This window comes from Bradyrhizobium sp. I71 (assembly GCF_022354745.1).
In the GTDB taxonomy this organism is placed as follows: domain Bacteria; phylum Pseudomonadota; class Alphaproteobacteria; order Rhizobiales; family Xanthobacteraceae; genus Bradyrhizobium; species Bradyrhizobium liaoningense.
The window spans coordinates 3,726,516-3,747,630 of the sequence record NZ_CP059398.1 but is presented as its reverse complement, the minus strand read 5'-3'; the positions used below and the strand labels follow the sequence as shown (position 1 = coordinate 3,747,630).

The window sequence follows — 21,115 nt, the reverse complement described above, 5'->3', positions numbered from 1 at the left end:
CGCAGCGGATCGAAAGCCGCAATTGTAAAACGGCCTGCTGCACAATGCAGCAGGGATTAGGCTGCTCGAGCGGAAAGTAGCCCGGAACAGGCGGTAGAAGCCGCGGCATGCATCCCCGACGAAATCGCAAAACTCTGATTCGAACGCCGCCGATGAATCCATCACGACGTCCGGTCGTTATCCACCATTCTGCTCGTAGGCGGAGCCAGAGGCCGGAAAAGTCCCCCCGCGAGCAGCGCCGAACGTCCTCGTATTTTCCAGAATTCATTACATCGCGCTTAAGCTGTGGTTGATCGGCAGGACGGCGCGAATCGGACAGAAGAACAGGTCCACCTAGCGAGTGGTCGTCACATCCGTCGGACGCCGTGAACCTTGGTCCACATGATTAGCTTCGGTTAGCAACTAGGGGAAAATGTTTGTCATCCCGTGCGATGTGTCTATCATCGCGGTTGACACCAACGACCGACCGACCGCGTGGCCAAAGCACAGCAGAATAAGCCGGAACAGAAGCCGTTCAAGGAGCGATTCCCTGCCCGGAAGTCGGCGGCCTTGCGGACGCTCGCCACCAATCTGCGCAAGCTGCGGAAGGAGCGTGGCTGGAGTCAGGAAGCGCTGGCGGCCAAGGCCGGCATCGACCAGAATGCCGTCAGTCTTATCGAGAACCGGCGCTCGAACCCCACAATCGTGGCGATCGAAGGACTTGCCGATGCGTTCAAGGTGCCCGTTGCCGAACTCCTGACACCGTGCACAGCCCCAAAGAAGGCGTCGTCTAAGGGCGGCACATAGCCTCCAACTGCCGAGACAAGAAATCCTCCAGCAACGTGTCCGTGTCGGGCTTGTGGCCCCTGGCGAGATGCCAACCGACCCATAGTTAGCCCGCAGAGCGACTAAGTAGGCCCGCAAACGGAAGCATAGCACGCCCGCAGTCGGTCAGGCTCGCCGCAGTCGATCGGCCGGTACGCTTGCCCGGCGTGCAAATCCAACGCGACGGCGGGTTCGTCCCGGTGATCATAGGTGGCCCATGTTCGCGGCGATGATCGCCGCGAGGGCGGTGCTGCTGCTGCTGATGGTGCCGAGAATGATCGCGCCGGCACGTTACTGCCGAGCCCGATGCGAGCAGCGGCATGGCCCCCTTTGAGGTGAAACTTCCCGATCGGGAATATTGTGCCCGTTAATCCAGAATTATTCCCGATCGGGAAGTTTTTGATTTTCCGCTTGAATATCTTCCCGATCGGGAATATTTGGCTTTTACGTTCACAAACTTACCGATCGGGAAGATGGCTCCAATCACGACACCACAGGAATACGGCGCCCTTATCCGGCAGAAGCGCAAGGTTCTCGGCATCACCCAAGATGAGCTGGCCGAACGCTGCGGCGTTGGCGCCCGGTTCATCATTGATTTGGAGAGCGGAAAACCCTCCTGCCAACTCGGTAAGGCATTGACCGTCGCCGCTGAGGTTGGTCTGCGCCTAGAAGACGCCCCGGCACCGGGGGGCCAAACCCGCGCTCCACCCGACGAAGACGATCCGCTATCCCAGATCCCAACATTCAGATGACCCATGCCTGACATCTACTTCGACCGACTGAAGGTGGCGACGGTCGACGTCGCGAACGAACGCGTTCAAATGCGTTACGACGCTAATTGGGTCACGCGACATGGTGCCTTTCCGATTTCCCTTTCCATGCCGCTCGGTCCGGATCCCGTCGACCACGATAGGATCATTCCCTGGCTCGCCAATCTTCTTCCGGAGAGCCATCTTTCGGAAATCGGACAGCAGATCGGCGTCGCGCCTCAAGACATCCTCGGCTTGCTCGAACACATCGGCCGCGATACCGCGGGCGCTCTGGCAATCGGGGCGCCTCGTCCCCCACGAGACGAATTCCGCTCTATCGCGCGAGACTCTGATCTGGAGCGGATCATCAACGAACTACCGCGGAAGCCCTTCCTCGTCGGCGAGGACGGAGTCTCTATGTCGTTGGCCGGCGTTCAAGACAAGCTTCCAGTAAGCCTCATCGACCGGAAACTTGCCATCCCTCTCAACGGGACACCTTCGACGCACATCATTAAACCTGACAGCGATCGCCTGCCTGGCAATGTTCACAATGAAGCCTTTTGTCTCAAACTCGCGGAACTGATCGGATTGGATACCGCAAAGGCGACAACAGGCCGCGCTGGGAAAAGGCTCTACCTTCTGATCGAGCGCTACGACCGTGTGAAGTCCCCGAACGGCCGTGTCACGCGCGTGCATCAAGAGGACTTCTGCCAATTGCTCGGATATTTTCCGAGCTCGAAATACGAATTCACCTCCCCAACCGTCAGAGGAGGCCCTGGTCTAAAGGCGTTGTTCGACGGCGCTGCTCGATTCATCCAGCCCGGCGCCAGACTGCCGCTGATGGATGCGGTCATCTACAACGTGTTGATCTGCAACGTCGACGCACACGCGAAGAACTATTCGATTCTGATCGGTGCAGGTGGGTCGGCGAAGATCGCGCCGCTCTACGATCTCATGTGCGGCGAGGTCTATCCCAAGATCACGAAACGCTTGGCGCAAGCCCTCAACGGTCGAAGGGAAGGCATCCACATTTACGGGTCCGATTGGCAGCAACTCGCAAAGCAAGTCTCGCTGAGTCCAGCTCGAACGCTGAGGCGGGTCGAAGAGCTGTGTGAGCTGGTTACCGCGAATGTAGACGCGGCCAAGGAGACGATCGCATCATCGCCTGCAGGGCCTCACCAGATGCTCGATCGGGCCGCGTTCGAAGTGAATAAGCGGGTCAAGCGCATTCGCAACCAACTCTCGAAGCTCGATCAATCTGTCTCTGATGCGGACGAAGAGGCCGCGGCGGAAGAGCGCTAGGAATCGCGTCATATCGCTTTGAAAAATCGCTGCATTCTCAAAAACGGCGAATATCGTTTCATTTTCGGCGAGCCAGTTCTGCGAATTGGAGGCACGTTTCAAGCCAAAAATATCCCTTGGTGAGTCACGGAGTCGATGATGCGTCGTCCTCAATTCATTGCCGAGCACGCTCGGAATGCGCGTGGCCTGTTGGGCCGGCTCATTGCCTTCATCATGGCCCGCGAAACTTGGCGCCAGAATTTGCGCGTGATGGATGCGCTTCGCATCGAGCCGGCCGATCATGTGCTCGATGTCGGATGCGGCCATGAGCGAAGTCTGGCCGAATTGGCCGCGCGGGCTCCCCGGGGGCGCATCAGCGGCGTAAATCCCTCCCAACTGATGGTCGAGTCGCGACGCAGCGAAGCCGTTCGCTGATCGAAGCCGCTCGCGTGGAGGTCGTTCTTTCGGGCGTGGAGTCGCTGCCTTTTCCCGATAACTTCTTCGACAAGGCGCAGTGCGTGCACGTGCTTTACTTCTGGGGGGATCTCGAAGGGCCGTTGCACGAGATCGCGCGTGTGCTGAAGCCAGTCGGCCGGTTAGGATTGCTGTTCCGGACGAACGCCGACCCGAAGGCCATCGCATCGTTCCCGCCGGAAATCTATCGCTTTCCCGCCTTGGCCGACGTGTCGGCGGCGCTGGAACATGCGGGTATGGACGTCGATGTTGTCCGCGATGGCGCCGACGAACCCGCTCTTCTGCTGGCGACCAAACGGTTCAACTGAGCCGAAGCGATTAGACGGCCGCGATAGTTACAAGACCTGCGACCACTTCGTCGATCGCGTCGGGCCGTAGTGTACCTGCCCAGGCTGAAGCGGATCGCTTGAGGAGGCGGGAGCGCGACTGGTCTCTCGGTCACCGGCAGATGCCTGCGGCCGAGCGGTGATGTTGTAAGTAGATGTTCATCGATTCCGGAGTGGAGACAAATCGGAACGCAGGGGCAAGTGACGCGCGGAGGCGCACCGATTGTGGGGGTAATGAAGGTCTGGCGCCCGAGATCAAGGGGCGGTGCTCCGCACGGGCCTCCCGCTGCGGGAAGATCTGTGTCTTAGAAACCCTGGATCTTTTGGCGGAATGGCAGCCAGCAACTCAGACAGCTCACTGAAGCATCTCGCTGAGGGGGCGGCTCGCTCGGTGGGCATCGACCACGCTAAGCACTTCCATTCCCGGATACTTGCATTGCTAGGCGTGCGCTGCATCGGGCGTGGCAAAGAAGCGATCGGGGTTGCAGAAGGCGATGCGGACGAGCTCATTTGTTCCGGCGTGACAATGGAGACGACGGCAGTGAGCGGGTCGAGCGCGCTGACGCCGGCTGTCGGATCGACTGTCAGCCTTATGGGAATGCCAGTGGCCGCGCAGGGAGATTCGATATGGGCCGGACGGCCAATCACGGCCGGGAAGAACAGGGTGTCCAGCGCACACCACGTATACAACTGCTTGCCGTCGACGTTGAAGCTGTGCCGAGTGGGACGCAGGGTTAGTCCCCATCCAACGATGCGCCCTTGCAGATCGTATTCGGTGTCATTCCAGCCGGCCACCGCGCGTTGCACGACATCGGGGGCTTGTCCTGCGGCGGCCGCTAGTTCGGCGATGGTGACAGGCTCACCATGGGAGAGGAACCGCAGCAGTGCTTTGTAAAGCCGGGGCGTCGTACGGGCGCTTACGGCTTGGCCGACGCTGGCGACCAGCCGATCAGAGAGATTTGCAGATGCGGGATCGGTGCGCATGGATGTACTCCTTTTCGCAAAATGAGAACTGCTGGATGAGGCTGGCCGGCTTTCTCACGACAGCTTCGTGCAGCAGTAATCCCTTATCCTCCGCAGCAACCAGCCGCGCCGGACTCGCCTGAGCGCTCGGCCTGGATCGGCGGGCACGGCACGGACCCGTAGGAGCAGAACACGCAACAATCGCCTGCTTTCGGCCGCAGCCTCTCCCCACAGCCGGTGCATTCATAAAAGAACCGGCAGGCATTGGTCGGCATGGTCTCTGATTTCACGGTAGCGCAGTGCGGGCAGGTGATGATGGATTCCAGGATCATGGAGTTTCCTAAAACATGTAGCCGACGTCTGAGGCTCCGGTAGGATAACCGAAGATCGTCGATTTGAGATCATCGACGGTGAGATCGTGCCGAATGGCAAGAGCGAAAAGATTGATGACTTCGTCGGCATGCGGCCCGACGAGATGCGCGCCGAGAATGCGCTCGCGATCCTCATCGACGAGCGTCTTGTACCCGTAGACGGGCTCGGCAACGCGGCGGGCCGTATACCAGTGTGGCACCCGCGCAGACTTGATCCGCAGTTTCGAGGTTTGTGCACGGGCGGCGCTCTCGGACAGCCCAACGGCGGCGACCGGGGGCAGCGTGAAGGCGACGCTAGGCACGCCACGATAATCCGGCTTATGGCGGTTGCCTTCCAGGATATTGCCGACGGCCACCTTGGCGTCGTGGCTCGACACCGGCGTCAGCGGCGGTCCCTTCGCCGCGGCGTCTCCCGCTGCATAGACGATCGGGTTGGAGATGCTCTGCAAGAAATCGTTGAGTTGGAGTGTCCCGCCCGCGACGGCAACATTCGCGGCAGACAAATTAAGCTCGGCGACGTCCGGTACACGCCCTGCGGCATGTATCACGACATCCGCGGTGACCATCGCTTCGCCGTGCGGCGTCTGCACATGCACGCGGTACTCATCGCTACTCCGTTCGATCGCAGTCACCGCATGTCCGGTGCGTACGTCCACGCCGATTTCGGCAAATTTCTCCATCAGCCAGCCGACCACCTCGGCGTCGAAGGCCGGCAGCATCCGCGCCGCGCGCTGTAGCACGGTGACTTGGGCACCGGCGCGCGCCGCGATATGCGAGAACTCGGCAGCGATGTAACCGCCGCCGACCATGACGATACGGTCGGGCAAGTGCTCGAGTTCCATGAAGGCGTCGCCGGTCGTGAGATGCTCAGAACCTGGAAATCCGAGGGCGGCTGGCCGCGCACCGCTTGCAATCAAGATATGACGGCCTCGGCAAGTGTGTTCACCCACCGCGACGCGATCGGGGCCGGTGAAGCGGGCAAAGCCATGAAACGCATCAATGCCTTGCTTGGCGAAATGCTCCTCGCGCCTGCTCGGCACCGGATCAGTGAAGGTCCGTTTGAAGGCGATCAGATCTTTCCATTCGATGTGCAGGTCCCCGGACGCGCCGTGACCTCGCATGCGGCGCCCGAGATCAATAGCCTCGGCCCCGCTGACTAGCATCTTCTTGGGATCACAGCCGCGCAGGGCGCAGGTGCCGCCGAATGGGCGATGATCGATCATCGCCACCGAACGCCCCGCCTTGCGGACGCGGCCCGCGACAACCTGAGCCGCAGTTCCCGTGCCAATCACGATGAGATCATACGTATCCATGCGTTACCTCCGCGCAGGCTTTGGTGGTGGGAGCCCGCTTTGGATCGTCACGTCTAACCTTTGGAACGGAGGGATACCCAGCGTTTGTCGTGGCGGCGGTCAGCGCATTCACACCAGTTTTTGCGTCGTCGAACGTTACAATCGCAGTCTTGTCCTTGTAGGACACGGCGACATCGGTCACGCCCGGCACCGCTGCAAGGCTTGCTTTCACCGTGTGGGGACACGTCGCGCAGTACATGTTCTTCACCGCAAGGGTAACCCTCTTCTCGGCGCCCAACGCGGCGGAAGAGCCAAATAGGCAAATTGTGAATGCAGTGGAGATCAGCAGTTTGTGCATGGGGTACCTTCCATCATGAGTCGAGTAGCAGTGGCGCGACGAAATCGAAGCCAAGGGCAGCAACGACCAGGACTGTCGCCACGACGAGCACGGCCTTGACCAGCCGATTCGGTAAAGGGCGGGCGCAGGCTTCGCCCTCGACGCAGACACGTTTCGAGGCGCGGTGAACGAGCCAATAGCCGGTCCCGAGAAACGCCGTTGTCGCCGCGAGGAAATACGGTTGATAGGGGGCAAGCTGGGTGAAATTCCCGATCCAGGCACCGCTGATCCCGAGACTGAACAGAACCACCGGCAGGATGCAGCATGACGAAGCGGCGAGCGCGCCCAGCAGCCCGCCCGCAGCCATCAGCGTCGTTCCGCGTTCCGAACTGCTGACGATAGGATCTTGCTTGATTGTCATGACGATGAGGCTACATCCTGTAGTGACTACAGGATCAAGGAGTTTTCCATGGGTGCGATCACGGCTGCGCGAGCGGATGCGCTGACGATCGGCAAGCTGTCGCAGCTTACCGGCGTGAACATCGAGACCATTCGCTATTATGAAAAAATCAAGGTGCTGCCCGTCCCCTCGCGCGCTGAGAACGGGCGTCGCTTGTACGGTCCGACGGAACGGCGCATCCTTGCGTTCGTGCGGCGCTCGCGCGAGTTGGGATTTTCGCTGGATGAGGTACGCGCTTTGCTGCGGCTCGGCGGTCCTGAGAAGGCCTCTTGCCGCGAAGTCCGGGAAATTGCCGCGCACCACCTCGATGACATTCGCGCCAAGATCAATGACCTCCGCAAGCTCGAGCACTTGCTGGCGAGAACTATCGCCCAATGCACCGGCACCACCGCGCCGGAGTGCCCGGTGTTGGATATCCTCAACATCCAGCGCTCCGACTCCAGCCAGGCATTTTAGCTGGTGCCCCGAGGCGATCGAAAGACTTGGCCGGGCCTCGAGGGGGCCGCGCCCTGAACCGTGAGATGAACGGAGCTTTCGTTTTTGCGAACCTACCAAGGCTGGCCCGTGGTGCTCCCCGTCGGGATAGCGAGAGACTCTCACCGCCGCTGCCTCCGAGCTGCGCGAGCTCCGCGCGGCCACATCGTTGGGGTGGATCCCTCTGAACTGATGGTGAGATTGAGGATAGCGCGAACCAACGTGCTCTTGTGCTGGCGACGAAGCGGTAGGTGAACGATCAGACCGCCGCGATCGTGGCCAGGCGTGCGATCACTTGGTCGATCTCGTCGACTGCAGGGCGCCTTCCTAAGCTGAAGCGGATCGCCCCCATTCCGGTCCTCTCGGGCACGCGCATGGCCGCGAGAACTGGTGAGAGCTCGATCTGCCCCGAATGGCACGCCGAACCTGTCGACGCCGCGACATCGCGTAGCTGGGCTAGGATGTCCGCGCCTATTCTGCCGACGAACGACACGTTGAGGGTATTGGGCAAGAGATGCGTGGGATGTCCGTTGAGCGCGGCGCCTTCACCGAACCTGTCTTGCAGCGCCTGCCAGAGGCGATCGCGCAGGGTCTGAATGCGGCTCAAGGGCGCGAGGTCGGCGGCCATCGCACAAGCCCCTCCCAGCCCCACTGCGAGCAAAGCGCTCTCGGTGCCGGCACGCCGGCCAAATTCGTGGCCGGCGCCGTGGATCACCGGCTCGACCTCGATGCCTCGCCTGAGATAAAGCGCGCCGACGCCCTTCGGGGCGCAGAGCTTGTGACCGGCCATCGTCAGCACATCAACGCCGAGCTCGTCCACCTGGGTCGGGATCTTTCCGACCGATTGGGCTGCATCGGTGTGAAAACGGATTCCGTGCTGCCGCGCGATCGCCCCGATTTCCGCGATCGGCTGGATGGTTCCGACTTCGTTGTTGGCATGCATGATGCTGATCAGGGCCGCCTGCGGAGTGATCGCGCGGCGGACGTCCTCAGGATCGACCCGGCCTGTCCCGTCCACCCGGATGTGGGCGACCGAACCGCCGAGCCGTTCGAGAAACCGGCACGGCGCGAGAATCGCGGGATGTTCGACGGCCGAGGTGATGATGTGCGCAGCGCGGCGGTTCGGCGCGAAGAACGTGCCCTTGATGGCCAGATTGTTTGCTTCGCTGCCGCCACTGGTAAATACGATCTCATCAGGTGAGGCACCGAGCAGCGCGGCGACCTGGCTGCGCGCCCGATCCAAACCGGCCTTCGCCGGCGCGCTGGCCCAATGGCCGCTGGACGGATTGCCGAACGCGGCGTCCAGGAAGGGGCGCATCGCCTCCGCCACGGAAGGATCGATCGGCGTGCTCGCGTTGTAGTCGAGATAGATCAGCCGAATCGTCGCAGTCATTTGCTTTGCTCGCTGTGGTCAAGCTGCAGCCAGGGAAGTTGCTCGTTGGCAAAAAAATGCTTCCCCGGTTGGAGCTCCGCCGCCCGATCGAAGGCGCCGACGTGATAGTGCGTCTCCGTCGGAAAATGCACGGTAGCGCAGGTCAGCGTCGAGCCGCAGCGGGCACAGAAGCCGCGCGTCGTTCCCGGCGATGATTTGAACGTCGTGATGGTGCCCTCGGTGACCGTGACAGCGTCGTTCTCGAACCCGACGAACACGCTGACGGGGGCGCCGGAATGGCGGCGGCAGCTATCGCAGTGACACCAGAAGACTCCCTTCGGCCGACCTCGCGCCTCGACGCCCACCGCCCCACAAAGGGAGCGGCCTGAAAAGGTCTCGATCATTGTCGTGCTCCGGGCTTACTCTCCATGGCGACGAACACTATCGCCCCGGAGAGGAAAGTAAGTGCGCCGATCGCTCCGATCGCCCAGGCCATGCCGAACAGGTCGGCGATGATGCCGGCCGACAGCGCCCCTATCGCGTAACCGAGGTCGCGCCAGAAGCGGTAGACGCTGAGCGAGCGTGCGCGCCAGCTTGGATGCGAAGCGTCGGACACCGCAGCGATCAGGCTCGGATACACCAAGGCCGTGCCAAGCCCTAGAAGCAGGCTGCCGACCAGCCACCCTTCGAAATGACTTGTCGCGGCGGTCAGGAATAGACCCGCGGCCTGCACCCACATGCCGGCCACGATCAAGCCCTTGCGGCCCCAGCGATCGGAAAGAGGGCCCGTGGCGATCTGCAGGATGCCCCAGGTGACCGGATAGACGGCCTTCAGTATGCCGATCCGATCGACGTGGAGGCCAAACGAAGCGAAGAACAGCGGAAAGATTCCCCAGCTCATCCCATCATTCAGATTGTTGACGAGCCCAGCCTGGGACGCGGCGAACAGATTGCGATCTCGGAACGACGTGAGGACGAATATCTCCCTGAAGCTGATCGGAGACGCTTGATGCGCATGCGCCGCGGTCTCCAGCCGGACGTGCTCACGTGTATCGCGCACCAGCAGGATCGAGAGCGCTGCGCCGAAGACGGCGTAGGCTACCCCGAGGTAGATCGGCGCCGGCCGCAGTCCATACTTCGAGGCAAGATACCCGGTGAGGAAGGCGGTCACGCCGACCGCGAGATAGCCTGCGAACTCGTTCAGGCCGACGGCAAGCCCGCGCGACTTCGGGCCGACGAGATCGATTTTCATGATCACCGTCATAGACCACGCCAAACCCTGGTTGATGCCGAGAAGGGCGTTTGCTGCGATGACCCATCCCCAGCTTGGCGCCCACATGATCATGAGCGGCACCGGCAGCCCGACGAGCCAGCCGAGGATCAGAACACGTTTGCGTCCCCATGCGTCGGCGAGCTGGCCAGAGACCAGGTTGGCGCACGCCTTCACGATTCCGAAGCTTACGATGAAAGAAACAACGAGCGTCGTCGAACTGATCTTGAACTCCTCGGAGCCGATCAGCGGCACGACCGTCCTCTCGATTCCGACCATCCCGCCGACGAAGGCGTTGATCAGGACGAGCAAGGCAAATTGCGGCCAGTTCTCTTTCAGCCCTAATCGGACAGACGAGGCAGTCTGTGGACCGGTTACAGCCTCGGTCATGAGATCAGGCCGCAGCCGCCGCAGTGCCTGAATTTTCCGCCCTGATCTTCGCGGCTCCCGGTGGCGCCGGCGGAATCTCGGCGACCATGAACCGGACAAACTCGGCTTCGTCCTCGATCATGAACGCCTGATTGTGTCGCTTCTCGAAGCCGATCGCGGACGATGGCTTGCCACTCAGGCGGCGACCGCAGACCGAGCCCGCATACGCGCCCGGCAACACCTCGACGTAGTCAGGAAGTTCCTTCAGCCTTCGCACGCTCTTGAACAATTGCCTCGCGCCTTCCTCCGCGCTCGCCGCAAGTTCGGTGCGGCCGAGATCGCCGACCATGAGCGTGTGTCCGGTGAAGACGAACCAGGGCTCGTTGGCGCGGGTTCGGTCCGTCACAAGGATGCAGATGTGCTCGGGTGTGTGACCCGGCGTGTGCATCACCGTCGCCGACACATTGCCGAGCGGAAGAACCTCCCCGTCGTTCACCGCCTTGTACGGAAACGATACGCCAGCCTCCGCCGAGAGCACGTATTCGGCTCCCCCTGCGGCCGCGAGCGCGCGCCCCGCCGACAGGTGATCGGCATGGACATGGGTGTCGATGACGTAGTTTATCCGCATGCCGGCATTGTGGGCGGCCTGGAGGTAGGGCTGAATATCGCCGACCGGGTCGACGACCGCCCCGGTGGCTTTGCCGCCGCAGCCGAAAAGGTAGGAAATACCGACTGGATCGCTATGCAAGAACTGGCGGAGAATCATGGACTTGCACTCCCTAGTGAGAAACGCTAGATACATTCAATCGATCTGCTGAATGATATATTGAGGGAGCGCCGTGTCAAGCTCGGGACCGAAACAGGCGATCTATGAAAACCTTGCCCAGGTAGCGCAGGCGCTTGGCCATGCTCACCGGCTTGAGCTCTTGGAGCACCTTGCGCAGGGGATCCGCACCGTCGAGGAACTGTCGGCTCGGGCACATCTGACCTTCGCGAATACGTCGCGGCACCTGCAGATCCTGAGGCGCGCGCGTCTCGTCGAGACCGAGCGTCGCGGCAAACACATTCTCTATCGTCTCGCCGGCGATGCCGAAGTGGTCACGCTGCTCAAAGCGCTGGGGCGCGTCGGTGAACGGAATGTTGCCGAGATCGGTCGTGTTGTGACCGATTACTTCCAGGCCCGAGATTCGCTCGAGCCTGTCTCGCGTGACGACCTGGTCGCGCGATTGCGGGACGACCTGGTTACGTTGCTCGACGTGCGGCCCGAGGATGAGTTCGCACTTGGCCATCTACCGGGGGCGCTCAACATTCCACTGGCCGAACTAGAAAGACGTTTGGGCGAGTTGCCGAAAGGCCGTGAAGTGATTGCCTACTGTCGCGGGCCCTATTGTGTGCTTTCGTTCGAGGCCGTGGCGGCGCTGAGGGCGCGCGGTTATCGCATTCGCCGTCTTGAGGACGGCTACCCGGAGTGGAGGGCCGCAGGCCTGCCGATCGAATCCGCGGCTTGAGACAACTCGTCAGGTGCATCATGGATGATAAGCCTCATCGCGCGGAACCCGCGTGGCCGATCGTCGGCATCAAGGATCACAAGGCGCCCTCGGTGTTCCGGCCTGAATCCCTGTTGAGGGAGGCGCGCAGGCAGAGACACTTGCCGCTCGTCGCTGTGCCCGAAATCTGCGTGCTCGATCCGGACGGTGACGTCGTCCGCCACCTCAAGCGGACCGGCGCTGGCCGGATCCACGAAGGTTGGGCATGCTATCACACCGAGCTTCTTGCCTTCGATCTCGACGGCATCGGCGAGGTCGGGATCGTCGGCTGCGCGGTCGGGGCACCCTTCGCCGTCCTGGTCGCAGAACAGCTGTTCGCGTCAGGCTGCCGGCTGCTCGTCAGCGTCACCTCGGCGGGCCAGATCAATCCCATCGGACCGACACCCTATTTCGTCCTGATCGACCGCGCGCTCCGCGACGAGGGGACGAGTTATCACTATCTGCCTGGCTCGGCTTTCGCCGCGGCACCCGACGTGTCGCTTCTGGATCGCGTCGAGCGGGCTGGCCGGTCGCTGCCGGAGAAACTGCATCGCGGCTCGACCTGGACGACGGATGCCCCCTATCGCGAGACCGAGGCGGCGATCGCACGAGCGCGCGATCTGGGTACGCTCGCCGTGGAGATGGAGGCCGCGGCCCTCTACGCTTTCGGCGCGACGAGCGGCAATTCGATCGTCTGCTTCGCTCACGTCACGAACTCGATGGCGCAGACCGAGGGCGACTTCGAGAAGGGCGACGCGGACGGCGCCAAGGCCACGCTCGCCGTCGTTGCCGCTGCGGCGCTGGGGTGGCGAAGTTTTGGGTCATGACCACGTTGTGATCCGTGGACGAAAGTTTGGCCACATCTCCATTTGACGTAATCATCAGTCTACGCTAATCATTAGGTATGACTAATGTCACTGAGAATCGGACGTCGGCCACCCATGGCTAAAGACAGCGTGCAATTGGCCGCTTTGGGCGATTCCACTCGCAGACGAATTTTCGAGCTGGTGGGCGCGCGGCCTCGCACTGTCGTTGAACTCACTCGAGAGCTGACGGTCTCGCAGTCAGCCGTCTCCCAGCATCTGAAGGTGCTGCGCGAATCTCGTTTGGTTCGTGCCGAGCCAAAGGGTGCCAGCAACATTTATCACATCGATCCAGCGGGGATCGGCCAGATGCGCGCCTGGCTTGACCGGTTCTGGAGCAGCACACTGGCAGCCTGCAAAGTGGCCGTCGAAAAATCAGTGGAGGACCAATGAGTAAACGTGTACCGGCCGCGCCCGTCAAACAATCTGTCGTGGTCGAGGCGCCCATCGAGCGTGCGTTCAAGGTCTTCACGGAAGATTTCGGCAGCTTCAAGCCACGCGAGCACAATCTGCTCTCCGTCCCCATCGCAGAGACCGTGTTCGAGCCCCGGGTCGGAGGGCACGTTTATGATCGAGGTGTCGGTGGCAGCGAATGCCGCTGGGCACGTGTATTGGCTTTTGAGCCGCCGAATCGCGTCCTTCTAAGCTGGGACATCAGCCCCCGCAAATCGAAAACGATCCCGACAAGACCAGTGAATGGGAGGTACGATTCATTGTCGAGTCGCCAAGCCGGACTCGGTTGGAACTTGATCACCGTCACCTTGAACGCCATGGCGAGGGTTGGGAAGGCGTGCGTGATGGAGTGGAGGGCGATCAGGGCTGGCCGCTCTATCTGAAACGGTTCGCCGAGCGGATTGCCCGCAAGGAATAATACTCGCGCATTTCGTGCGACGTGATCCCAAATTGTGGAGGTCCGTATGGCAGCCTACTCGCTGAGCATTGTGGGAGTGCTCGTCCTTTGCTTCCTGTCAATTTTGCTGGCGGTTCAGGATCGTCCAAAGGCAGGGCCAGGGCGCTCTCCGGCCCTGTCTTTCCCACGGAAGGCCATGTTGATCTACATGCACCCCGACCTCATCCAGCTGGTCAAGGATACGGCGCACGACAACGATCAGAAGGCATGGCAACTTATAGACAACGCCGTCGCGCGGGCGTTGAAGTGGAAGAAGGCGTGATCCCATGCCGCGGTCTCGTATCCGGCCTTATGCCGAGGTTGCTGGCTTTTTTTCCGTCGGGGTGAACCGGACTGATACCTTTTCGATAAGATGAGGATCGAGATCGGGGGCAGACACGAACACCGGCACCTCCGGATTCGGTCTGTTCTTGTCGTGCTTATTGTTCGCGATCCAATCCTCGCGCCGTGGAACGCGTTCAAGCCCCACGACGTACATGTCGAAGCCGTCCTCGGTCAGTCGGAAGCGTAGGAAATTGTTGTAGGCTCCGATTCGGAGTGAACTGAAGGCGTCGTTGCGGTTCATCCTGAGCAACAGACACGTGATCAGCATATTCAGCCCGAACAGTGTGCTCCCGACGAAGAAGCCGACGGGCACCATCTCTATGGCTAAGAGGCCGAACCATTTCCAGACCTCCCACCATTCGCCGCTCCATGCGAAATGCGCGTTGTTGAACGCAATCGCGTAGCGTGCCGCGTAGATCAAAACTAGGACGTGGGCGGCCGCGTGTACGGCGGCTGAACTCCAGATCTTGAATTTCTTGGAGACTTCTTGCTTGAACGTGTAACCGATCAAGGATGCGCCGAAGATGGCGGCGATCAGTACGTAGACATCCGGTTGGTCTCGCAGCGATATTAGCACCGCGAACAGGAAGTAGATCCCGCCCATCAATAGGGAGAAATCCCAGTTTGTGAAAGCAAAGAACGCGTTGCGTAGCGTGAGCCACCTGCTCGTCAAGAACGATGGGTATGCTGCAGCCGTCGTCTTTTCCGGATGCTTTGGATCCGGCATGGTGCCAAGTTTCAGGCCCTCGCGGTGGTTGACGAAGATTACCGAGACGTCTTGCTCGAGTTGGTGCGTCGGATGCAGGAAGGCGCCCCCGCCGCCCGAGGTGACGTACTGACGGTTGTCCTTGCCGACGTAGCGGCTGTAGTGGTGCGTGTCGCCCGACAGCAGCACTGGGATGGTGTGACCGCGTCCGGCGTTCATCGCTATGCCGGCGGCATACTCCATGATTTCCCAGGAATTTCGATTTGTGTCCATGTACAGCCAGCCTGGCTCGGCACTGCACAGGATGATTTTGGAGTTTTCGGGCATGTGCGCCGCGATGTGCTTGAAATAGTCGAACTGCGGCTGATCCATGTTGTCGGCAAGCTGCACGTCCGTCGCCCACAGCCACCATGTCTCGGTCAGGCGAACAGCGAAGTAGCTGCGACGCTGGTAGGAACGCCAGGCGCCGACGTGCCATGGCTTCTCCCGAGTGAAGAGCGCGAGGAAAAGCACCAGCCCGTCGTACCAATCGTGGTTGCCGGGAATGGCGAGCAGGGGTCTACCCGCGTCATTCTTCTTGTCGGAGTCGGGAGCCGCCCAAGCATAGGGCTGCCAAAGCTGGTTAATATAGGCCTGCCGGGTAGCCTTGGGATACACTTCATCGCCGCCCATGACGAGCGCTTGGCCGCGCGGAAGCCTGTCGTCGCCGACCTTCAACTCGCTGCGCGCGAGCAGGCTCGCCACCGCATAGGTGCTGTCAAAGCCGTCGCCCAGATCGGAGACCCAATCGAACCAGACGCCGCCTTTCTCGTCGGGCTTAAGGCGCGACCGGAATTCCTCTGCCCGGCTCGCATGCTCTTCGGGCGGTACGGTGTCGAGTGCCGCGATCATTAGTCGTCTGTCCGCGTACTGCCCGAACATCGACGACACGATCACGTTGTTCAACAACTGCAGCAACAACACCGGATCGAACCAGTGCGCCATGCGGGGATAGGTCTTTGTATCGTTGAGCAGATCGTCAGCCATTTTCGTGCCCCGATGAATTGAAATCGCCAACCATTCAGCCAACGGCCGCTCGAAGGTTTAGAACTCGAATCGCTCCACATAAGGTTGCAACATATAACTTCCGCCGCGCAACCGGTGGCATGGGCTTTCCCCCGGCCGTGAAACGCAGATTTAGCGACTTCAGGGCTCGACCGTTGGTTCCCGATATGTTCTACGACGCCTGTCGCTGTTGCTCGAAAACTGAATGGGCGCTTTCAGTCGACGACTGCGATGACGACGAAAGCAGAGGAGAATGGTCATGATGGCGACTGGATCAGTCGATGATCATCGAAGGTTGATAGCTCTTGTTGCCGCGCCGATCGAAATCGTATTCGTGGACGACGCACGGAGCGATCGCCTGGTGCTGCTGGCCCAGATAGAACAACAGTGCGTTCGGCGCCGCCGCAAAGACATGAGCGAGGGCGTCGATGTCGTTTCCCTTGAGCGAACGGAGATGGTTCGCCAAGGATTCGGCGAGCGCCGCCGCGTGTCCACCACCCAGCACGCCGCGCTGACCGGGACCTAGAGCGAAGACGACCAGCCTGCCGACGTTCGGCAGGGATGCCTCGCAGTAGGCCCGCGCCGCGGCTTCCGCGGACTGCGCGACGCTGATGGCGATCGCGATCTCCGGCCCGTCGCCGAGCCTGTGTTCCGTGATCTGGAAGTCGGGCGCACCGCTTTCCGATCCATCGTCGGCGCGCCACACGCGGGACCCGACCCGGCCCTTCTGCACCAGTTCGACCGACACGCCGGACTTCACGTCCAGCACCGCGCCGGCGATGAAGGCGACCGATGCATGGGCGTCGAGGATCAGACGCAGCATCGGACTCCGCACGACCTTCTGGCGCAGGAAGCTTTCGACGCGTGGGCGGATGTCGCGCTGCCAGTCGAGATCGTCACGAAGATATCGCTGTCGGAACGAGTCGGTCAGCACCAGCGTATGCTCCGGCAAGGCGCCCACGATGTCCGACGCGGGCCCGAGGAACGACCGGATGGCGACGGGCAGGTGGGGATCGGCCGCCGCGGCGGCCGCCTCGGCGAGGATCGATTCGTCCCTGCACAACTGTCTGAACGTCTCGCGCGTGAACGAGTTGAGGCCGCGCTTCTTGAGCGCGCGGGCGAGCTCGTCGAGGCGGAAGTCGGAGCTGGTCGGCATGGTCGTGATGACGCCGACCGTCCTGGCGCGCAGAACGATCGAGTCCTTGAGTTCTTCGAGCGAACGATGCCCGTCGAATATGCGGAAGCCGGCGAGCACCCCGCGCAGGGCTTCGTTGTCGAGAAGTCCGAGGTGCTCGCGCCAAAGCTTGCGGACTGCGCCCATCCTGCTGCCGTCGGTCTTGGTGCCGTCGAACAACTTCTCGACCAGCAGCGACCGGTCGTTGCCGGAAACGAGATCGGCGAGCGGGTCGCCGTCCTTGATGCGGTAGGTGGTGAGGAAGGAAAAGCAGGCGCCGGGTCCGGCCTTCTTCCGCGCCTCTTCGAGACGCTGGAGGATGGAGAACGACTTGGCGCCGATGAAGGCGGGATCGACGAGATCGGCGTAGCCGAAGCGGCCACCGTACTCGACGTGCCATTTCACCTGATGGTAGTCCGCGGTGACGCGTTCGGGCCCCGACCGGACCACGGCGGGATCGTAGCGCACGACGACATCGTCGAAGGCCTTGGGGCCGTCGGCTTCGAAAGCCACTTCCACGATGCACGACGTGCCGTCGTCTAGCAGGTTGAGCGCGTTCTCCCAGAACACGCGGGCCTGGTAGTTGTCGCCGTGCCATCTCGGCAGGACCGCGTCAGCCATGTTTTTCTCCTGCCGGCAGGTTGCGCTTCACTATTCGGGTCAAGAGATCGGAAACTTCGGCCCGAACAGAGCGCGCCAGGCCTTCAGCGAGTCGCCCTGGCGCCCCTTGCGGGCCAGATCGATCGCGAATGCGGCCTCCTGCTCGGCCGCCAGCAGCAGGCCGCGGGCGCGCTCCTTGCGCGCCCGGTCCATGCCGTCGCTGATCGGAGGTCCGAGCCCTGCGGGATCAAGCCAGGTGTCGAAGATCCGGTCGCCGAGCGTGGCGAAGAAGCCCTGGATCTCCCGGTCGAAGCTGCCGCCGAAGCCACCGTAAAGGATCTCGAGCGCCATGACCTCGATCAGGAAGGACGGCTTGATCGGCTTCTCGCCGTGCTTGGGATTGTTGTTCCAGTATTTGACCATGCGGACGAGGCCCTTCCATTCGCTGGAATAGGCCTGATGGGCAGCCGTCGCCTTCTCGGCATGCGTCTTCGGGTTGGTCTTGATCCACTTGCCGAGATCCTTGTCGGGGATTTCGTAGTCGGCGCCGGCGACGAAGGCGGGCACGGCGTCGACGCTCATGATGCGGTAGTCGGTGTTGTCCTCGGCGTCGACCTGCACGCCGAAGTCGACGTTGATCGAGCGCCCCTGCTTCTTGACGGCCTTCTCGCCGTACTTGTCGACGAGCGCGTCGTGGAAGTCGCCCAGCACGACCGACGGCGCCTCGGAGCGGTAGTCGCGCTTGTTCGGGTTCATCACGAAGAAGATGTCGACGTCCTTGAGCGGCTTGGTCTTGGTCCACCGCGCGTAGGAGCCGGTCAGGAAGTCGCTGTAGATGGAGAATTTGGTGTCGAGGTACTCGCGCACTTCCTGCTCGCGCGACCGCGCGTTGTCCTGCTCGCGCTGGTTCAGCTCGAGCTTGCTCTTGAACTTGCGGAAGGCTTCGTTGGTGGTCAGCATCAGGGTCTCCTCAGATAGGATGTGCTGGCGCTGAGGCTGCCGTGGCCGATGGTGGTGCCGAGGCTGTGCCGCACCATGCCCACCGTGGAGCGCGCCGCGATCTTGCTCCAGCCGGCGATGTCGTGGCGCCCCGGCTTCGTGTTCAGACGCAGGTCGTACTTCGCTTCGCTCGGCGCTAGACCGGCCTTGCGGATCGCGTATTTCAACTGGTCGGTGTCGGTCCAGAAGCTGCCGTCGCCGCCCGCCCAGCTGTAGGAGATCTCGATATTCCATTGGAAGAGAAGCTGGCAGGAGCGCTGGTGGTAGATGTCGAGCTTGACGCATTCGAGATCGCCCGAGCGTAGCCACCCGTCGATGCCACGCATGTGCAGGTCCCAATCCTTTACGAACTCGCCGGGGTCGAGCCCGCTGAGACGGATGATGTCCTTCAGGCTCTTGAGGATGTTCTCGGCCACGTAAGTGACCGAATGCGTGTGAGAGTAGACGTTTACGGCCACGGCGGTCATGGTTCGCGCAATCCTTTCAGGTCGGGGACGAGCGAGAGCCGGGCCGCCGCCGCGGCCGGCTCGTCCTGGTCGGCGGCGACCGGCGCGTCGGGTTCGCGCGCCGTGATTCTGGTTCCGTGCTTCTTCAGCGCCCGCTGCACCCAGTCGAGCTCGTCGGCGTCGCAGGGCAGCGAGACGGCCCAATCGCCCTTCAAGGCGTCGTAACCGAGCGCGGCTTCGTTGGCGTCCGAACCGTCGACCGCGTCGTCGTCGAAGAGGCAATAGACGCGGGTGCGCGGGCCGTCGCAGGTTGCCACGATGGCATGGTCCTTCGGCGAGCGGTCCGAGATGATGCTGGCCGCGATGCCGGCGACCGACGTCAGCTCCTTGCGGGCGGGATGCGTGGCGCCGGGCGCGAGCACGTCCACGATCGCGCTCCAGGTCGAGAGGGCATCGCGGGCGGGGGTGGCGGCGAAGGTGCGGCGGTAGACGGTGCTCATGGTCAGCGCTCCGCCGCCGAACGAGCGGCCTTCGCGGCCTTCGCCGCGGCGAGGATCTGCGCGAGAGTGACCTTCTCCGGACGCACCGCTGTCTCCGGATCACTCGCGAGCGCGCTCGCGACCATTTTGCGGATCGCGCGGCCGTCGAGCCCAACGCAGGCGGCGGCGCAGTCCGCGAAACCGGCCGCGTTCGCGAGCCTGGCGACGGCGGGATAGGTCGCGCCGAGCCCGGTCAGGCAGTCTTTCAGGATCTGCGCGCAGGCTTCCTTGGCGGGAAGCGGGATCTCGACGATGAGGTCACAGCGCGAGGTGAACGCGCTGTCGACCGCGCGGGGGAAGTTGCTGGTCGCGACGAACAGGAGGTTCGGGTAGTGCTCCGCCAGTGCGTCCAGTTGGACCAAAACCGCGTCGGTGGCGCGATGCACGTCCACCGGATTGGCGTCCATGCTCAGCTTCGCGCGATCCACGGCGAGCGTCTCGACCTCGTCGAGCAGGACCACCACCGGACCGCCGGCGGCCGCTTCGGCGATCGCTTGGCCGAACAGTTCGGTAACCGCACGCTGGCTCTTGCCGAGGGAAGAGCTTGCGAGCTGATGCGGCTCGACCTCCATCAGGCGGAACTTGCCGCCCGGGAAAGCCTTGGCGATTTGGTTGGCAAGGCCGCGGGCCAGCGACGTCTTGCCGGTGCCGGGTGGTCCCACCAGCAGGATGACGCCGTGGAGCGGGAGCACGGTCCGCGAGACCTTCTCACGGACCGTGAAGTTCAAGATGCCCTGGGCCTCGAGCTTGTCCTTGATCGCGCGGTCGATGACGATCGAGCTCCAGAGGGCGCCGAGCTGGTCGTTCGGCAGGGACAGGATCCGCTGAATGCCTTTCGGCAAATCGATCTCCGCGGAAAGAGCTTTGAGTTGCGCCGTCACGTTCACCTCCTGGGGGTGCATTCGACCTCTCTGCGCTTGCATTCCCCACATGAGGCTGTAAAGCTGGTGTCCAGTCAGACAACGCCCGGGCTCATAAAGACGCCCAGGCCGCGCAGCGGGGCAAGGGCGTGTTGTCCAGCCAGACAACAGGCCGAATGTGGCGGAATTTTGTTGAGAGGGCGAATGCCGGGGACGGCGCTTGGGACCTGGTTGAAGGACCTGCGGGAACGCCGCAGCATGAGCTTGCGGGAAGTCGCTGACCGCAGCCGCGTCGACCACGCCTACATCTACCGCCTCGAGACCGGAACGAAGGAGGCCCCTTCCAAGGAGGTGGTGGACAAGCTGATATCGGCGCTCGCGCCCCCCAAGCGCGACGCGGAGATACTTCGCTTCCTCGTCGACCACACCAACCTCGACGTCAAGCTTGTGGAGTTCGTTCGAGGCGATCCAAGCATCACCTTTGATCAGTTCCACATGCTGACAACGGTCGTTAACCGCGGCGCGCGCCCCGATTATGCGACCTCCCTCGCCCGCATCCGCAAATTCATGACATAGGGGATA

At 62.1% G+C, this 21,115-nt stretch carries 27 protein-coding genes; 12 read left to right on the top strand and 15 right to left on the bottom strand.

The features are described from left to right. The first annotated feature begins 474 nt into the window (after nt 1-474). The 5 genes from FJV43_RS18240 to FJV43_RS18220 all read left to right on the top strand — a co-directional run bounded on the left by FJV43_RS18240 (nt 475) and on the right by FJV43_RS18220 (nt 3,616). A complete protein-coding gene (locus FJV43_RS18240; protein ID WP_239629077.1) occupies nt 475-786 on the top strand; it encodes a helix-turn-helix transcriptional regulator in 312 nt (103 codons plus the stop codon). A 491-nt stretch (nt 787-1,277) separates the two neighbouring features. Then, a complete protein-coding gene (locus FJV43_RS18235; RefSeq protein ID WP_239629075.1) occupies nt 1,278-1,556 on the top strand; it encodes a helix-turn-helix domain-containing protein in 279 nt (92 codons plus the stop codon). Nucleotides 1,557-1,559: 3 nt separating this feature from the next. Further along, nucleotides 1,560-2,855, top strand: coding sequence for a type II toxin-antitoxin system HipA family toxin (locus FJV43_RS18230; protein WP_239629074.1), 1,296 nt, complete (start codon nt 1,560-1,562; stop codon nt 2,853-2,855). A 135-nt stretch (nt 2,856-2,990) separates the two neighbouring features. Further along, a complete protein-coding gene (locus tag FJV43_RS18225; RefSeq protein WP_239629072.1) occupies nt 2,991-3,269 on the top strand; it encodes a hypothetical protein in 279 nt (92 codons plus the stop codon). A 14-nt stretch (nt 3,270-3,283) separates the two neighbouring features. After that, nucleotides 3,284-3,616: a methyltransferase domain-containing protein gene (locus FJV43_RS18220; protein WP_239629071.1), complete on the top strand. Its 333-nt coding sequence runs from the start codon at nt 3,284-3,286 to the stop codon at nt 3,614-3,616. 273 nt (nt 3,617-3,889) lie between these two features. Here FJV43_RS18220 and merB read toward each other — a convergent pair whose 3' ends face one another. The 5 genes from merB to FJV43_RS18195 form a co-directional block, all read right to left on the bottom strand. Next, the gene (merB, locus tag FJV43_RS18215; protein ID WP_239629069.1) at nt 3,890-4,618 is read right to left on the bottom strand and encodes an organomercurial lyase; all 729 of its coding nucleotides are present in this window, start codon (nt 4,616-4,618) and stop codon (nt 3,890-3,892) included. An 83-nt stretch (nt 4,619-4,701) separates the two neighbouring features. After that, the gene (locus FJV43_RS18210; RefSeq protein ID WP_239629067.1) at nt 4,702-4,929 is read right to left on the bottom strand and encodes a GDCCVxC domain-containing (seleno)protein; all 228 of its coding nucleotides are present in this window, start codon (nt 4,927-4,929) and stop codon (nt 4,702-4,704) included. 8 nt (nt 4,930-4,937) lie between these two features. After that, complete coding sequence (locus FJV43_RS18205) at nt 4,938-6,281, bottom strand: NAD(P)/FAD-dependent oxidoreductase (protein ID WP_239629066.1); 1,344 nt, start codon at nt 6,279-6,281, stop codon at nt 4,938-4,940. After that, the gene (gene merP, locus FJV43_RS18200; protein ID WP_239629064.1) at nt 6,268-6,618 is read right to left on the bottom strand and encodes a mercury resistance system periplasmic binding protein MerP; all 351 of its coding nucleotides are present in this window, start codon (nt 6,616-6,618) and stop codon (nt 6,268-6,270) included. The genes FJV43_RS18205 and merP overlap by 14 nt, the downstream gene beginning before the upstream one ends. Nucleotides 6,619-6,631: 13 nt before the next feature. After that, nucleotides 6,632-7,018, bottom strand: a complete 387-nt coding sequence (locus FJV43_RS18195; protein WP_239629063.1) for a mercuric transporter MerT family protein — start codon at nt 7,016-7,018, stop codon at nt 6,632-6,634. A 48-nt stretch (nt 7,019-7,066) separates the two neighbouring features. Here FJV43_RS18195 and FJV43_RS18190 point away from each other — a divergent pair, with 48 nt between their 5' ends. Next, nucleotides 7,067-7,513 carry a helix-turn-helix domain-containing protein gene (locus FJV43_RS18190; RefSeq protein WP_239629061.1) on the top strand — a complete coding sequence of 149 codons (447 nt, stop codon included), beginning with the start codon at nt 7,067-7,069 and terminating at the stop codon, nt 7,511-7,513. Between the two features lie 277 nt (nt 7,514-7,790). Here FJV43_RS18190 and FJV43_RS18185 read toward each other — a convergent pair whose 3' ends face one another. From FJV43_RS18185 to FJV43_RS18170, 4 genes are read right to left on the bottom strand one after another with little or no spacing between them, the layout of a single operon-like run. Beyond that, complete coding sequence (locus FJV43_RS18185) at nt 7,791-8,861, bottom strand: cysteine desulfurase family protein (RefSeq protein WP_239629059.1); 1,071 nt, start codon at nt 8,859-8,861, stop codon at nt 7,791-7,793. A gap of 59 nt (nt 8,862-8,920) precedes the next feature. Continuing rightward, nucleotides 8,921-9,307 (bottom strand): GFA family protein, encoded by a 387-nt coding sequence (locus FJV43_RS18180; protein ID WP_239629058.1) that lies wholly within the window; start codon nt 9,305-9,307, stop codon nt 8,921-8,923. Then, entirely contained in the window at nt 9,304-10,563 is a 1,260-nt protein-coding gene (locus FJV43_RS18175; RefSeq protein WP_239629056.1) for an MFS transporter, read from the bottom strand. Before FJV43_RS18175 ends, FJV43_RS18180 begins: the two co-directional genes overlap by 4 nt. Nucleotides 10,564-10,567: 4 nt before the next feature. Then, on the bottom strand, nt 10,568-11,308 hold the full coding sequence (locus FJV43_RS18170) for an MBL fold metallo-hydrolase (protein ID WP_239629054.1): 741 nt from the start codon (nt 11,306-11,308) through the stop codon (nt 10,568-10,570). Between the two features lie 73 nt (nt 11,309-11,381). Here FJV43_RS18170 and FJV43_RS18165 point away from each other — a divergent pair, with 73 nt between their 5' ends. From FJV43_RS18165 to FJV43_RS18145, 5 genes are all read left to right on the top strand, one after another. Beyond that, a complete protein-coding gene (locus tag FJV43_RS18165) occupies nt 11,382-12,050 on the top strand; it encodes a metalloregulator ArsR/SmtB family transcription factor (protein ID WP_239629053.1) in 669 nt (222 codons plus the stop codon). Between the two features lie 20 nt (nt 12,051-12,070). Further along, nucleotides 12,071-12,895 (top strand): nucleoside phosphorylase, encoded by an 825-nt coding sequence (locus FJV43_RS18160; protein WP_239629051.1) that lies wholly within the window; start codon nt 12,071-12,073, stop codon nt 12,893-12,895. Between the two features lie 114 nt (nt 12,896-13,009). Beyond that, nucleotides 13,010-13,324, top strand: coding sequence for a metalloregulator ArsR/SmtB family transcription factor (locus FJV43_RS18155; protein WP_239629049.1), 315 nt, complete (start codon nt 13,010-13,012; stop codon nt 13,322-13,324). Then, on the top strand, nt 13,321-13,767 hold the full coding sequence (locus FJV43_RS18150) for a hypothetical protein (RefSeq protein ID WP_345946194.1): 447 nt from the start codon (nt 13,321-13,323) through the stop codon (nt 13,765-13,767). Before FJV43_RS18155 ends, FJV43_RS18150 begins: the two co-directional genes overlap by 4 nt. Before the next feature lie 81 nt (nt 13,768-13,848). After that, complete coding sequence (locus tag FJV43_RS18145) at nt 13,849-14,103, top strand: hypothetical protein (RefSeq protein ID WP_239629047.1); 255 nt, start codon at nt 13,849-13,851, stop codon at nt 14,101-14,103. Between the two features lie 27 nt (nt 14,104-14,130). On the opposite strand, the gene FJV43_RS18140 is transcribed toward FJV43_RS18145, so the two are convergent. The 6 genes from FJV43_RS18140 to FJV43_RS18115 form a co-directional block, all read right to left on the bottom strand. After that, nucleotides 14,131-15,897 carry a hypothetical protein gene (locus FJV43_RS18140; protein WP_239629045.1) on the bottom strand — a complete coding sequence of 589 codons (1,767 nt, stop codon included), beginning with the start codon at nt 15,895-15,897 and terminating at the stop codon, nt 14,131-14,133. 292 nt (nt 15,898-16,189) lie between these two features. Further along, on the bottom strand, nt 16,190-17,710 hold the full coding sequence (locus FJV43_RS18135) for an SAVED domain-containing protein (RefSeq protein WP_239629044.1): 1,521 nt from the start codon (nt 17,708-17,710) through the stop codon (nt 16,190-16,192). Nucleotides 17,711-17,749: 39 nt separating this feature from the next. Continuing rightward, nucleotides 17,750-18,649, bottom strand: coding sequence for a CBASS oligonucleotide cyclase (locus tag FJV43_RS18130; protein ID WP_239629041.1), 900 nt, complete (start codon nt 18,647-18,649; stop codon nt 17,750-17,752). After that, nucleotides 18,649-19,155: an HORMA domain containing protein gene (locus FJV43_RS18125; RefSeq protein WP_239629039.1), complete on the bottom strand. Its 507-nt coding sequence runs from the start codon at nt 19,153-19,155 to the stop codon at nt 18,649-18,651. The genes FJV43_RS18130 and FJV43_RS18125 overlap by 1 nt, the downstream gene beginning before the upstream one ends. Next, nucleotides 19,152-19,634, bottom strand: coding sequence for a hypothetical protein (locus FJV43_RS18120; RefSeq protein ID WP_239629037.1), 483 nt, complete (start codon nt 19,632-19,634; stop codon nt 19,152-19,154). The genes FJV43_RS18125 and FJV43_RS18120 overlap by 4 nt, the downstream gene beginning before the upstream one ends. 2 nt (nt 19,635-19,636) lie before the next feature. After that, nucleotides 19,637-20,554, bottom strand: a complete 918-nt coding sequence (locus FJV43_RS18115; RefSeq protein WP_239629035.1) for an AAA family ATPase — start codon at nt 20,552-20,554, stop codon at nt 19,637-19,639. Between the two features lie 183 nt (nt 20,555-20,737). Here FJV43_RS18115 and FJV43_RS18110 point away from each other — a divergent pair, with 183 nt between their 5' ends. Next, a complete protein-coding gene (locus tag FJV43_RS18110; RefSeq protein ID WP_239629033.1) occupies nt 20,738-21,109 on the top strand; it encodes a helix-turn-helix transcriptional regulator in 372 nt (123 codons plus the stop codon). Nucleotides 21,110-21,115 lie beyond the last annotated feature (6 nt).

Bases quoted from the DNA above. Each gene is read 5' to 3' on its own strand.
- FJV43_RS18235 (WP_239629075.1), top strand. From the start codon at position 1,278: ATGGCTCCAATCACGACACCACAGGAATACGGCGCCCTTATCCGGCAG.
- FJV43_RS18230 (WP_239629074.1), top strand. From the start codon at position 1,560: ATGCCTGACATCTACTTCGACCGACTGAAGGTGGCGACGGTCGACGTC.
- FJV43_RS18225 (WP_239629072.1), top strand. From the start codon at position 2,991: ATGATGCGTCGTCCTCAATTCATTGCCGAGCACGCTCGGAATGCGCGT.
- merB (WP_239629069.1), bottom strand. From the start codon at position 4,618: ATGCGCACCGATCCCGCATCTGCAAATCTCTCTGATCGGCTGGTCGCC.
- FJV43_RS18210 (WP_239629067.1), bottom strand. From the start codon at position 4,929: ATGATCCTGGAATCCATCATCACCTGCCCGCACTGCGCTACCGTGAAA.
- FJV43_RS18205 (WP_239629066.1), bottom strand. From the start codon at position 6,281: ATGGATACGTATGATCTCATCGTGATTGGCACGGGAACTGCGGCTCAG.
- merP (WP_239629064.1), bottom strand. From the start codon at position 6,618: ATGCACAAACTGCTGATCTCCACTGCATTCACAATTTGCCTATTTGGC.
- FJV43_RS18195 (WP_239629063.1), bottom strand. From the start codon at position 7,018: ATGACAATCAAGCAAGATCCTATCGTCAGCAGTTCGGAACGCGGAACG.
- FJV43_RS18190 (WP_239629061.1), top strand. From the start codon at position 7,067: ATGGGTGCGATCACGGCTGCGCGAGCGGATGCGCTGACGATCGGCAAG.
- FJV43_RS18180 (WP_239629058.1), bottom strand. From the start codon at position 9,307: ATGATCGAGACCTTTTCAGGCCGCTCCCTTTGTGGGGCGGTGGGCGTC.
- FJV43_RS18175 (WP_239629056.1), bottom strand. From the start codon at position 10,563: ATGACCGAGGCTGTAACCGGTCCACAGACTGCCTCGTCTGTCCGATTA.
- FJV43_RS18170 (WP_239629054.1), bottom strand. From the start codon at position 11,308: ATGATTCTCCGCCAGTTCTTGCATAGCGATCCAGTCGGTATTTCCTAC.
- FJV43_RS18160 (WP_239629051.1), top strand. From the start codon at position 12,071: ATGGATGATAAGCCTCATCGCGCGGAACCCGCGTGGCCGATCGTCGGC.
- FJV43_RS18155 (WP_239629049.1), top strand. From the start codon at position 13,010: ATGGCTAAAGACAGCGTGCAATTGGCCGCTTTGGGCGATTCCACTCGC.
- FJV43_RS18150 (WP_345946194.1), top strand. From the start codon at position 13,321: ATGAGTAAACGTGTACCGGCCGCGCCCGTCAAACAATCTGTCGTGGTC.
- FJV43_RS18145 (WP_239629047.1), top strand. From the start codon at position 13,849: ATGGCAGCCTACTCGCTGAGCATTGTGGGAGTGCTCGTCCTTTGCTTC.
- FJV43_RS18140 (WP_239629045.1), bottom strand. From the start codon at position 15,897: ATGGCTGACGATCTGCTCAACGATACAAAGACCTATCCCCGCATGGCG.
- FJV43_RS18135 (WP_239629044.1), bottom strand. From the start codon at position 17,710: ATGGCTGACGCGGTCCTGCCGAGATGGCACGGCGACAACTACCAGGCC.
- FJV43_RS18130 (WP_239629041.1), bottom strand. From the start codon at position 18,649: ATGCTGACCACCAACGAAGCCTTCCGCAAGTTCAAGAGCAAGCTCGAG.
- FJV43_RS18125 (WP_239629039.1), bottom strand. From the start codon at position 19,155: ATGACCGCCGTGGCCGTAAACGTCTACTCTCACACGCATTCGGTCACT.
- FJV43_RS18120 (WP_239629037.1), bottom strand. From the start codon at position 19,634: ATGAGCACCGTCTACCGCCGCACCTTCGCCGCCACCCCCGCCCGCGAT.
- FJV43_RS18110 (WP_239629033.1), top strand. From the start codon at position 20,738: ATGCCGGGGACGGCGCTTGGGACCTGGTTGAAGGACCTGCGGGAACGC.